Origin of the sequence: Streptomyces sp. PT12, from assembly GCF_003311645.1 — a bacterium.
GTDB lineage: Bacteria > Actinomycetota > Actinomycetes > Streptomycetales > Streptomycetaceae > Streptomyces.
The window spans coordinates 131,545-143,474 of sequence record NZ_QEST01000272.1 but is presented as its reverse complement, the minus strand read 5'-3'; the positions used below and the strand labels follow the sequence as shown (position 1 = coordinate 143,474).

The 11,930-nt window shown below is 71.2% G+C and carries 11 protein-coding genes; 2 read left to right on the top strand and 9 right to left on the bottom strand.

Annotated elements, in window-relative coordinates; all coding sequences use genetic code 11:
* Positions 1-183: 183 nt before the first annotated feature.
* From DEH69_RS29025 to thyX, 3 genes are all read right to left on the bottom strand, one after another.
* The gene (locus tag DEH69_RS29025) at positions 184-1,869 is read right to left on the bottom strand and encodes a ribonuclease J (protein WP_113689964.1); all 1,686 of its coding nucleotides are present in this window, start codon (positions 1,867-1,869) and stop codon (positions 184-186) included.
* Positions 1,870-2,009: 140 nt separating this feature from the next.
* On the bottom strand, positions 2,010-2,909 hold the full coding sequence (gene dapA, locus DEH69_RS29020) for a 4-hydroxy-tetrahydrodipicolinate synthase (protein ID WP_113689963.1): 900 nt from the start codon (positions 2,907-2,909) through the stop codon (positions 2,010-2,012).
* A gap of 197 nt (positions 2,910-3,106) precedes the next feature.
* Complete coding sequence (thyX, locus tag DEH69_RS29015; RefSeq protein WP_113689962.1) at positions 3,107-3,829, bottom strand: FAD-dependent thymidylate synthase; 723 nt, start codon at positions 3,827-3,829, stop codon at positions 3,107-3,109.
* 164 nt (positions 3,830-3,993) lie between these two features.
* Between thyX and DEH69_RS29010 the strand changes: the two genes are divergently transcribed.
* Complete coding sequence (locus tag DEH69_RS29010) at positions 3,994-4,200, top strand: hypothetical protein (protein ID WP_113689961.1); 207 nt, start codon at positions 3,994-3,996, stop codon at positions 4,198-4,200.
* Between the two features lie 105 nt (positions 4,201-4,305).
* Positions 4,306-4,791 (top strand): hypothetical protein, encoded by a 486-nt coding sequence (locus DEH69_RS29005; RefSeq protein ID WP_258535038.1) that lies wholly within the window; start codon positions 4,306-4,308, stop codon positions 4,789-4,791.
* Positions 4,792-4,803: 12 nt separating this feature from the next.
* On the opposite strand, the gene DEH69_RS29000 is transcribed toward DEH69_RS29005, so the two are convergent.
* From DEH69_RS29000 to eccD, 6 genes are all read right to left on the bottom strand, one after another.
* Positions 4,804-5,286 (bottom strand): hypothetical protein, encoded by a 483-nt coding sequence (locus DEH69_RS29000; RefSeq protein WP_113689959.1) that lies wholly within the window; start codon positions 5,284-5,286, stop codon positions 4,804-4,806.
* 3 nt (positions 5,287-5,289) lie between these two features.
* Complete coding sequence (dapB, locus tag DEH69_RS28995; protein WP_113689958.1) at positions 5,290-6,045, bottom strand: 4-hydroxy-tetrahydrodipicolinate reductase; 756 nt, start codon at positions 6,043-6,045, stop codon at positions 5,290-5,292.
* A 36-nt stretch (positions 6,046-6,081) separates the two neighbouring features.
* Entirely contained in the window at positions 6,082-7,455 is a 1,374-nt protein-coding gene (locus DEH69_RS28990; RefSeq protein WP_113689957.1) for a pitrilysin family protein, read from the bottom strand.
* Complete coding sequence (locus DEH69_RS28985) at positions 7,452-9,683, bottom strand: polyribonucleotide nucleotidyltransferase (protein WP_113689956.1); 2,232 nt, start codon at positions 9,681-9,683, stop codon at positions 7,452-7,454. The genes DEH69_RS28990 and DEH69_RS28985 overlap by 4 nt, the downstream gene beginning before the upstream one ends.
* Before the next feature lie 285 nt (positions 9,684-9,968).
* Positions 9,969-10,259, bottom strand: coding sequence for a 30S ribosomal protein S15 (gene rpsO / locus DEH69_RS28980; protein WP_113689955.1), 291 nt, complete (start codon positions 10,257-10,259; stop codon positions 9,969-9,971).
* 184 nt (positions 10,260-10,443) lie between these two features.
* On the bottom strand, positions 10,444-11,886 hold the full coding sequence (eccD, locus tag DEH69_RS28975) for a type VII secretion integral membrane protein EccD (protein ID WP_113689954.1): 1,443 nt from the start codon (positions 11,884-11,886) through the stop codon (positions 10,444-10,446).
* Between the last annotated feature and the right edge of the window lie 44 nt (positions 11,887-11,930).

The window sequence follows — 11,930 nt, the reverse complement described above, 5'->3', positions numbered from 1 at the left end:
CATCAATAAACTGGCATTGACTTTTGGCACGCTGTTGAGTTCTCAAGGAACGGACGCTCCCGTGGAGGGCGCCTCCGGCCGCCGACCTCGGCTTCCCGTTGCGGCGGTGTCGTAAACGTACTGGAGCGGAGCGCCTGGATGCAAATCCTGGCGCTCCGCTGCCAGATGGGGCCCGCGAAGGGGTCAGACGTCCATGACCACGGGCATGATCATCGGGCGTCGGCGGTAGGTGTCCGAGACCCACTTGCCGACCGTTCGCCGTACCAGCTGCTGGAGTTGGCGGGGCTCGACCACTCCGTCCTGGGCGGACTTGGCCAGCACCTCGTCGATCTTGGGGATGACCGCGGCGAAGTCGGAGTCCTCGATACCGGAGCCCCGCGAGTGGATGCTGGGGCCGCTCACGATCTTGCCGGTGCTGCTGTCCACGACGACGAAGACGGTGATGAAGCCCTCGTCGCCCAGGATCCGACGGTCCTTCAGGCTCGACTCGGTGATGTCGCCGACCGACAGGCCGTCCACATACACGTATCCGGCCTGCACCTTGCCCGCGATCTTCGCCTTGCCGTCGACCAGGTCGACGACGACGCCGTCCTCAGCGATGACGATGCGTTCGGCGGGGATGCCGGTCGCCGCGCCCAGCTCGGCGTTGGCGCGCAGGTGGCGCCATTCGCCGTGGACGGGCATGAGGTTCTTCGGCTGGCAGATGTTGTAGAAGTACAACAGCTCGCCCGCGGAGGCGTGTCCGGAGACGTGGACCTTGGCGTTGCCCTTGTGGACGACGTTGGCACCCCACCTGGTCAGACCGTTGATCACGCGGTAGACGGCGTTCTCGTTCCCCGGGATCAGAGAGGAGGCGAGGATCACCGTGTCGCCGTCGACGATCCTGATCTGGTGGTCGCGGTTGGCCATGCGCGACAACGCGGCCATCGGCTCCCCCTGGGAGCCGGTGCAGACGAGGACGACCTCGCGGTCGGCCAGGTCGTCGAGCGCCTTGACGTCGACGATGAGTCCCGCGGGCACGCGAAGGTAGCCGAGGTCGCGGGCGATGCCCATGTTGCGGACCATCGAGCGGCCGACGAACGCGATGCGGCGGCCGTGTTCATGGGCCGCGTCGACGATCTGCTGGATGCGGTGCACATGGCTGGCGAAGCTGGCCACGATGATGCGCTTCTCCGCCCGGGCGAAGACCTGGCGCAGCACGCCGGAGATCTCGCGCTCGGGCGGGACGAAGCCGGGGACCTCCGCGTTGGTCGAGTCGGCGAGCAGCAGGTCGATGCCCTCCTCGCCGAGGCGGGCGAACGCGCGCAGGTCGGTGAGGCGGCCGTCGAGCGGCAGCTGGTCCATCTTGAAGTCGCCGGTGTGCACGGCGAGGCCCGCGGGGGTGCGGATGGCGACGGCGAGCGCGTCGGGGATCGAGTGGTTGACGGAGACGAACTCGCAGTCGAACGGCCCGATCCGCTCGCGGTGGCCCTCGCTCACCTCGAGCGTGTAGGGGCGGATGCGGTGCTCCTGGAGCTTGGCCTCGAGCAGGGCGAGGGTGAGCTTGGAGCCGATGAGCGGGATGTCCGGCTTCTCACGGAGCAGGAAGGGGACGCCGCCGATGTGGTCCTCGTGGCCATGGGTGAGGACGATGCCGTCGATGTCGTCGAGGCGTGTCTTGATCGAGCTGAAGTCCGGCAGAATCAGATCGATTCCGGGTTGTTCCTGCTCGGGAAAGAGCACGCCGCAGTCGACGATGAGCAACCGTCCGCCGTATTCGAAGACGGTCATGTTGCGGCCGATTTCGCCCAGGCCGCCGAGCGGGGTAACGCGTAGGCCACCCTCAGGAAGCCTCGGCGGACGGCCGAGTTCTGGGTGCGGATGACTCAAGAGACTCTCCTGACCACGCGCGCCACCTGCCCCGGTCGTAACGGGGGGCACGTGGCGCGCGTGACTGTGTGCACTGGTCGGTATTCAGTTATCACCCGGCGCGCGGTGATGCGCGTCGCGCGGGCAACGTTCGTGTGTTTTCAGTTCTGTACCCCGCCGGCGGCGAGATCCCGCTTCAGCTGCTCGGTCTCCTCGGGGCTGAGGCCGACGAGGGGGAGGCGGAGCGGGCCGCCTGGCAGGCCCTGGAAGGCCAGGGCCGCCTTGGAGGTGATGACGCCCTGGGTGCGGAACATGCCGGTGAAGACCGGCAGAAGCTTCTGGTGGATCTCGGTCGCCTTGGCGACGTCGCCGCTGGTGTGGGCGTCCACGAGAGCGCGCAGCTCGGGGGTCACCACATGGCCGACGACGGAGACGAAGCCGACGGCGCCGACGGACAGCAGCGGGAGGTTGAGCATGTCGTCGCCCGAGTACCACGCGAGGCCGGTCGTGGCGATGGCCCAGCTGGCGCGGCCGAGGTCGCCCTTGGCGTCCTTGTTGGCGACGATGCGGGGGTGGTCGGCGAGGCGGACCATGGTCTCGGTGTTGATCGGCACTCCGCTGCGCCCGGGGATGTCGTAGAGCATCACCGGCAGCCCTGTGGCGTCCGCGACGGTGGTGAAGTGCTGGTAAAGGCCCTCTTGTGGGGGCTTGTTGTAGTACGGGGTGACGGTGAGGAGCCCATGGGCCCCGGCGTCCTCGGCGGCCTTCGCCAGCTCGACGGAGTGCCGGGTGTCGTTGGTGCCGACCCCCGCGACGACGTGCGCGCGATCGCCGACGGCCTCGACCACGGCGCGTACCAGCCGTGATTTCTCCGCGTCGCTCGTGGTCGGGGACTCGCCGGTGGTGCCGTTGACGATCAGGCCGTCGTTGCCCGCGTCCACGAGGTGGGTGGCGAGCCGCTGGGCGCCGTCCGTGTCGAGGGCGCCGTCCGCCGTGAATGGCGTGACCATGGCGGTCAAGACCCGCCCGAAGGGGGTCTGCGGAGTGGAGGTCGAAGCCATAGGTTCCACGCTACTCGCAGCTCAGCATGCTCGGATCCATCGGGGCGGGCATCCTGTGGATCCCGGCGCTGCCTGCTCGGGGGTTCAGGCAGCGCCGGGTCCGTTCATTCACCCTAAATGAACTTCGCGAAATGTCGCAATATGGACACTTCGGGTGGGCTGGGGCCCACGACCGCACAGGTTCTAGGGGGAGATCTCTAGGGGGCGACGCGGCCATTCGCGTTGAACGCGGCGTGAGTGAGGGGCATCAGGCGGGCCCACTCCTCCTCCATCCGCTCGCCGACCATCTCGATCTCGCGCTGGGGGAACGTCGGCACCGTGGCGCGCTCGTCGCGCGTGCGCAAGCCGAGGAAGTGCATGAGCGAGCGGGCGTTGCACGTGGCGTACATGGAGGAGAAGAGGCCGACCGGCAGGACGGCCCTCGCGACCTCCCTGGCGACGCCCGCGGCGAGCATCTCCTGGTACGCGGCGTACGCCTGCCGGTAGGACTCCTCCATCACCTTGCCGACGACCGCGTGCTGCTCGTCGCTGCCCGGCACGAACTCGTACTTCCCAGGGCGGCCGCGCTGCACCAGCTTGCGGTCGGGGCCCGGGACGTAGAACACCGGCTGAAGCTGGCGGTACCGGCCGCTCTCCTCGTTGTACGACCAGCCGACGCGGTGCCGGTGGAACTCGCGGAAGACAAAGATCGGGGCGGTGATCAGGAAGGTCATCGAGTTGTGCTCGAACGGGCTCCCGTGGCGGTCGCGCATCAGGAAGTTGAGCAGGCCCCTGGACCGCTCGGGGTCCTTGCCGATCTCGTCGATGGACTGCTCCCCCGCCGTGGAGACCCGGGCGGCCCAGAGGACGTCGGTGTCCGAGGCGCTGTGCTTGACCAGCTCGACGGTGATGTCGCTGCGGAAACTCGGGGTCTCGGTCACCAGGGGGTCCCTTCCACGTAACGGCTGAGCGGCTCAACCCTAGTGACGGCCGTCCCGGCGCCGGATTCCGGGTCGGGTAACGGGATAAAGAGGACCGTGACCGATGTGTCGGATTGTTCAGCTGATACCTTTGTTAGTGGTCTCATCAGATGAGGAGTGTCCTCATGGTCCAGCACGACGACTTTCACGGGAATGTGGCCCTGCCGCGCTCCCGCCCCTCCCCCGGCCACATACTCGGCGGGGTGCTGACCGGGCTTGTCGTGATATCCAGCCTGATAGGCACCCTCCTGCTCGCCCGTCCCGCCCTCGATGTCGAGCAGCCGCCGCTTCCCGAGGCCCCGAGCGCAGCCGACGGCAGCACGGCGCGGTAGCCTCACCGTTCACAGCCCCGCCTGTGACACAAACGAGGACCAGCCGTGCCCCTGAACTTTCTCGCGGCCGATCGCGACTCCGCCGGCCCTCTCTCGGAGACGGCCCTGCCCCACGCGGGTCCCGACTCCTGGCGCCGCCCCTACCGCCCAGGGCCCTGGCGCGTCGGCGCCGCCGCGGTGACGCTGCTGATCGCGGCCTATCTGCTCATCTCCGCGCTGATCATCGTGCTGGCCGGATCGCCCACCGGCGCCGTCGCCACCCTGGTGGCCGCCGCCGTCGTGATCGCGTTCGCGCTGCGGCTGCTGCGCATGGGCATCTGGGTCAGCGCGCGTGGGCTGCGCCGCGTGGGCCTGCTGTGGACCCAGACCGTGCGCTGGCGTGAGGTCTCCCGGGTGAGCACCGTGCAGCAGCCCGTGAAGTGGCTCGGCCTGCCGCGCAGCGTCCAAGGCCAGGCCCTCCAGGTGGAGCGGCGGCGCGGTGAGGCGTTGCGCACCCTGCTGACCGACCACAACGCCGACTTCCTGGCCAGGCCCGAGGCGTTCGACCGGGCGGCCGACGTGCTGGAGGCGTGGGCCGCTGAGCACCGTTGACGCGGGGCACCGTCAGCGCGGCGCCCGCTCCCCGGCCGTTCCCGCGGCGGGCGTTCCCGCGGCGGCGCGCAGGTCGATCGCGTGCTGCATCGCCCTGCGGGCGCGTGGCGTGTCCCGCGCGTCGTGGTAGGCCACCGCGAGACGGAACCAGCAGCGCCAGTCGTCGGGCCGCTCCTCCGTCTCGGCCTTGCGCACGGCGAACGCCGCGTCGGCCGCCGCACGGTCCACGCGGCCGCTGGGGGTGCGCGGCAGGTCGTCCACGGGGAGCCCGCCCTCGGCGTCGAGCTCGCGGGCCAGCCGGTTGGCGTTCATCACGAACCTGAGGCTGCGCCACAGGAACCAGCCGCCGATCAGCGGCAGCACCAGCACGGCGGCGCCCAGGCCGACCGTCACCGGGGTGCCCTCCTGGATGAGCAGCACCCCGCGGTGCCCGACGAGACCGAAGTAGACCAGCAGGGCACCGCACAGCAGCGCGTGGACGATCCGGTCGCGCACGGCTCAGCCGTCCAGGTCCATGAAGTGCTCCAGGCCGAGGGTGAGCCCCGGCGCCCCGCCGACCCGCCGCACGCCGAGCAGCACGCCGGGCATGAACGAGCCCCGGTTCATGGAGTCGTGCCTGAGGGTGAACGTCTCCCCCTCGTCGCCGAACAGCACCTCCTGGTGGGCGACCAGGCCGCGCAGCCTCACCGCGTGCACCGGCACCCCCGCGACGTCGGCGCCGCGGGCGCCGTCGAGCGCGGAGCTCGTGGCGTCGGGCTGGGCGGGCAGCCCGGCGGCCGCGCGGGCCTCGCCGATGAGCTCGGCGGTGCGGACCGCGGTGCCGCTGGGGGCGTCGGCCTTGCCGGGGTGGTGCAGCTCGACGATCTCCACCGACTCGAAGAAGCGCGCCGCCTGCTGGGCGAACCGCATCGTGAGAACGGCGCCGATGCCGAAGTTGGGGGCGATCAGCACGCCCGTGCCCGGGGCGTCGGCGAGCTGGCCGCGCAGCGTGGCGAGGCGTTCCGCGGTCCAGCCCGTGGTGCCGACGACGGCGTGGATGCCGTGGCGCACGCAGAACGCGACGTTGGCGGGTGAGGCGTCCGGGTGGGTCAGCTCGACGGCGACCTCGGCACCCGCCTCGGTCAGCGTCTCGCGCTTGTCGTCGCGGCCGAGCGCGGCGACCAGCTCCATGTCGTCCGCGGCGTTCACCGCCCTGACGGCCTCGGCGCCCATGCGTCCTCGGGCGCCGATCACGGCCACGCGCAGCTTGCTCATCGCGTTCTCTCTCCAGCTCTGCGGGGTGGGGCGGGCTCAGACGGTCGCGTCGGACAGGCGCGCGGCCTGCCGGTCGTCGAGCGGGCCGATGACGGACAGGGAGGGGCGGCGGCCCAGGAGGTCGCGGGCGACGAGGCGGATGTCGTCGGGGGTGACCGCGGCGATGCGGTCGAGCATGTCGTCGACGGACAGCTGCCTGCCCCAGCACACCTCGCTCTTGCCGAGCCGGTGCATCAGGGACCCGGTGTCCTCGAGGCCCAGGACGGTCGAGCCGGTGAGCTGGCCGATCGCGCGGCGCGCCTCGTCGTCCCCGATGCCGTGCTCGGCGACATCGGCCAGCTGCTCGCGGCAGATCTTGAGGACATCGGGGAGGCGGTCGGGGCGGCAGCCCGCGTAGACGCCGAAGAGGCCGCAGTCGGCGAAGCCCGAGGTGTGCGTGTAGATGCTGTAGGCGAGGCCGCGCTTCTCCCTGACCTCCTGGAACAGGCGCGAGCTCATGCCGCCGCCCAGCGCCGTGGCCAGCACGCCCAGGGCCCAGCGGCGCTCGTCGTGGCGAGAGAGCCCGGGCATGCCGAGCACCATGTGGGCCTGCTCCGTGGGGCGTTCGAGCACCTCGACACGCCCCGTGGAGCGCAGGGCGCGGTGGCCGGTGCGCGGGCCCACGGGCTCGGCGTCGCCGCGGGAGAGCGCCCCCGCGCGTTCGAACGCGGCGCCCACCGCGTCGACCACGGCGTCGTGCGCCACGTTCCCGGCCGCGGTGACGACCAGGCGGGGCGGCTGGTAGTGGCGGCGGTAGAAGCGGGCGACGCGGTCGCGCGTCAGCTCGTTGACCGTCTCGACGGTGCCGAGCACGGGGCGGCCCAGAGGGCTGTCGCCCAGCAGCGTCGTGGCGAACAGGTCGTGCACCGTGTCGCTCGGGTCGTCCTCGGTCATCGCGATCTCCTCGAGGATGACCCCGCGCTCCGCCTCCACCTCATCGGGCGCAATCACTGATGACGTGAGCATGTCGCAGACGATGTCGATGGCGAGCGGCAGGTCCACGTCGAGGACGCGGGCGTAGTAGCAGGTGAACTCCTTGGTGGTGAAGGCGTTCATCTCGCCGCCCACCGCGTCCACCGCGGAGGAGATGTCCAGGGCGGAGCGCCGCTCGGTGCCCTTGAACAGCAGGTGTTCCAGATAGTGGGTGGCGCCGTTGAGGGCGGGGGTCTCGTCGCGGGATCCGACGCGCGCCCAGATGCCGAACGTCACGGAGCGGACGCCGGGAACGGCCTCGGTGACGATCCGCAGTCCGCCGGGCAGGACCGTCTTGCGCACGGCGCCCCTGCCGCCGTCGGCGCGGCGCTGACCGGGCACGGCCCGCCCCACCGAGGTGGTGGGACGGGCCGTCGTGGTACGGGTGGTGCGCCTCACTTCTCGGCAGCGTCCTTCCCCGCCTCGGCCGCGTCGCCGTCGGCCGTGTCCTCATCGAGGACCGGGATCAGGGAGAGCTTGCCGCGCTGGTCGATCTCGGCGATCTCGACCTGCACCTTCTGGCCGACGCCCAGGACGTCGTCGACGTTCTCCACGCGCTTGCCCCCGGCCAGCTTGCGGATCTGCGAGATGTGCAGCAGGCCGTCCTTGCCCGGCAGCAGGGAGACGAACGCCCCGAAGGTCGTCGTCTTCACCACGGTGCCGAGGTACCGCTCGCCGACCTCGGGCATCGTGGGGTTCGCGATGCCGTTGATCGTGGTGCGGGCGGCCTCCGCCGAGGGGCCGTCGGCGGCGCCGATGTAGATCGTGCCGTCGTCCTCGATGGTGATGTCAGCGCCGGTGTCCTCCTGGATCTGGTTGATCATCTTGCCCTTGGGGCCGATGACCTCACCGATCTTGTCGACCGGGATCTTCACCGTGATGATGCGCGGGGCGTTGGGCGACATCTCGTCGGGGACGTCGATCGCCTCGTTCATCACGTCGAGGATGTGCAGCCGCGCGTCGCGGGCCTGCTTGAGGGCGGCGGCCAGCACGGAGGCGGGGATGCCGTCCAGCTTGGTGTCGAGCTGGAGCGCGGTGACGAACTGGCGGGTGCCAGCGACCTTGAAGTCCATGTCGCCGTAGGCGTCCTCGGCGCCGAGGATGTCCGTCAGGGTCACATAGTGCGTCTCGCCCTCGATCTCCTGGGAGATCAGGCCCATCGCGATGCCCGCGACCGGCGCCTTGAGCGGCACACCGGCGTTCAGCAGGGACATCGTGGAGGCGCACACGGAGCCCATGGACGTCGAGCCGTTGGAGCCAAGGGCCTCGGACACCTGGCGGATCGCGTAGGGGAACTCCTCGCGGCTCGGCAGCACCGGGATCAGGGCGCGCTCGGCGAGGGCGCCATGGCCGATCTCGCGGCGCTTGGGGGAGCCGACGCGGCCGGTCTCGCCGGTGGAGTAGGGCGGGAAGTTGTAGTTGTGCATGTAGCGCTTGCGGGTCACCGGCGAGAGGGTGTCGAGCTGCTGCTCCATGCGCAGCATGTTCAGCGTGGTGACGCCCAGGATCTGGGTCTCGCCGCGCTCGAACAGCGCCGAGCCGTGCACCCGCGGGATCGCCTCGACCTCGGCGGCCAGGGTACGGATGTCGGTGACGCCGCGGCCGTCGATGCGGACCTTGTCGCGGATGACGCGCTCGCGCACCAGCTCCTTGGTCAGCGAGCGGTAGGCGGCGGAGATCTCCTTCTCGCGCCCCTCGAACTGCGGCAGCAGCTTGTCGGCCGCGACCGTCTTGATGCGGTCGAGCTCGCCATCGCGCTCCTGCTTGCCCGCGATGGTGAGGGCCTGCGCCAGCTCGCCGCGGACGGCCTGGGACAGCGCGTCGAAGACGTCGTCCTGGTAGTCGAGGAAGACGGGGAACTCGCCGGTGGGCTTGGCCGCCTTGGCGGCGAGGTCGGACTGCGCCCGGCACAGCACCTTGATGAACGGCTTCGCGGCCTCGAGCCCGGCGGCCACGACCTCCTCGGTCGGAGCCTGGGCGCCGCCCTTGACCAGCTCGATCGTCTTGTCGGTGGCCTCGGCCTCGACCATCATGATCGCGACATCGCCGTCCGGCAGCACGCGGCCGGCGACGACCATGTCGAAGACGGCCTCCTCCAGCTCGGTGTGGGTCGGGAACGCCACCCACTGGCCGCGGATGAGCGCGACGCGGGTGCCGCCGATGGGGCCGGAGAACGGCAGTCCCGCCAGCTGCGTGGAGCAGGAGGCGGCGTTGATGGCGACCACGTCGTAGAGGTGGTCGGGGTTGAGCGCCATGATCGTCTCGACGATCTGGATCTCGTTGCGCAGGCCCTTCTTGAACGACGGGCGCAGCGGGCGATCGATCAGGCGACAGGTGAGGATGGCGTCCTCGGAGGGGCGGCCCTCGCGGCGGAAGAAGGAGCCGGGGATCTTGCCCGCGGCGTACATGCGCTCTTCCACGTCGACGGTCAGCGGGAAGAAGTCCAGCTGGTCCTTGGGGTTCTTCGATGCCGTGGTGGCCGAAAGAACCATGGTGTCGTCGTCCAGGTAGGCCACCGCGGAACCGGCGGCCTGCCTGGCAAGGCGGCCGGTCTCGAAGCGGATGGTGCGGGTGCCGAAGGCGCCGTTGTCGATGACGGCTTCGGCGTAGTGGGTCTCGTTCTCCACCTTGGTGAATCTCCTCTTCTGCGCCCCGCGCGGTGCGGGGCAGCGGGTGGAGCACCTCCCGACGGGCCGGCCATCGATCGAAGCCTCCGGGAGAGCAGCCCGGGGGCCACTACCGAGGACCGGCGACGGTGAGAAGGCGCTCCGCCTCATGCATGCGTCGTTTTCCGTTGTGTCGTGGGACCAGCCTACAAAGGCGGGCGGCCCCGGGCGCGGTTTCGGTCCGTGCCGGACCGGATACGGCGAAGGGAGCGGCCCCGCGCGGGTGGCCGCTCCCTCTTCGGCGTCTTACCTGGCGCCCGCCGCGCCGCGGCGGATGCCAAGGCGCTCCACCAGGGTGCGGAAGCGCTGGATGTCCTTGCGCGCCAGATACTGGAGCAGGCGGCGGCGCTGGCCGACCAGGAGCAGCAGGCCCCGGCGGGAGTGGTGGTCGTGCTTGTGGGTCTTCAGGTGCTCGGTGAGGTCCGAGATGCGGCGGGACAGCAGGGCCACCTGGACCTCGGGGGAGCCGGTGTCGCCCTCCTTGGTGGCGAACTCGGCGATGATCTTCTGCTTCGTGGCGACGTCGAGCGACGACACACGTACTCCTTGGCGGTATCCGATGTAGCCACCGAGTGCCCCTCGGCTGATCCTGGGGGGAGCTTCCTGAACTCGGGAGGCGGGGTCCGCTGAGCGCTTCCTCCAGAAGAATCCGGGGGCGCGTACGCAAACGGCCGCTAAGCAGGCTACAGCAGGATGGCGCGGTGAGCACATCCGGTGGTCATCAGCCGCTGGTCAGTCCTCTGGCCTCGCTGTACACGTCGAGGGCGGCCAGGCAGAGCGGGATGAGCGACAACAGTACGGCGCTCTCGGTGAGGTCGAGCACCCGCCCCCAGAACGGGGTGAGCCCCGCGCGCGGGACGATCAGCGCGACGGCGGCCAGCACGGCGGCGCCCGCGGTGAGGGCGGCGGACAGCCACAGGGTCCGCAGGTCGGGTGAGCCGCCGGCGGCCGAGGTGTCGGCGGCGAAGCCGATGACCAGCAGCGCGAGGGAGCCGAGCCCGGCGATCAGCAGGACCGTCACCTGCACGGCATACCGGAAGAGGCGGGCGCGGGTGAGCAGCGCGACGCCGGTGGCCAGGGCGAGGAGGCGGCCCCACCCGTTGTCCGAGAAGCCGAGCACGGCGGCGGCCGCGGTGGCCAGGACCGCGCAGCCGCCGGTGAGGCCGAGCAGGAGCTGGTGGCCGCGGCGGGCCTGGGCCGCGACGCGCTCGGTGTCGACCGGCGACATGGCCTGCTGGTCGGGGGCGTCGTCGTAGCCGGTGGGCGGCGCGGTGTACCCGATGGGCAGGCGGACCAGGGCGGCGGAGAGCGCGGGCAGGAAGGCCAGCGCGCCCAGCGCCACGGGGGCGCAGACGGCGGCGGCCGAGACGGCCGAGGCGTCGGCGACGATGGCGCCGAACGTGGCGAGCGCGCCGAGGGCGGCGGCGCTCGCGCTCGCGGCGAACCAGCTCGTGGCGCCTGGACCGGCGGCGAGCAGCGCGACCGAGGCGAGCAGGACGGCGGCGCAGCCGAGCAGCAGCTCGAGGCGGCCGACGCCGTGGCCCGCGTCGAGCGGCAGGACGCCGGTGCCGCCGACGAACGCGTGGGGCAGGGCGGCGAGCCCGAACGCCACGGCGGCGGCGTGGTCGCCGTACACCCGGGCGCGAACGCCGGCGAAGGCGATCAGGAGCAGGGCGAGCAGCCCCGCGACGACGCCGGGGAGGCCGTGCATCTCGTGGCGGTCGGGCTCGCCGTACCACAGGACGACGGCGGCCGACGCGGCCAGGACGCCCGCGGCGGAGAGCCCGGCGACGCGCAGCATGCCCTCATGCCACAGGCGCCGGTCGTGGGCGACGGCGTGGGCCACCGCGTCGGTGACGTCGTCGTGGACGGGCGGGGGCAGGGAGTCGGCGAACGGGCGCAGCGCCAGCACGTCGCCGTCGAGGATCCGCTGGCCGCCCAGGGTCCGCGCGCCGTCGAGGACGGTGCCGTCGCGGCGCACCAGGTGGTAGCCGACGGGGGCGCCGCGCTCGGGCGTGAGGCCGGTGAGGCGCAGGATCTCCGGGTAGAGCTCGGCCAGCGGGAAGTCCGAGGGCAGCGCCATGTCGATACGGCTGGTCGGCGCGGCGATCGTGACCCGGCAGAAGCCGGTGGCCCCGGTGGACGCGGTCGTGCTCACGGTCATGCTCCCCTCCCCTTGGGCACGGACTGCGCCCGCCACCCTACCCG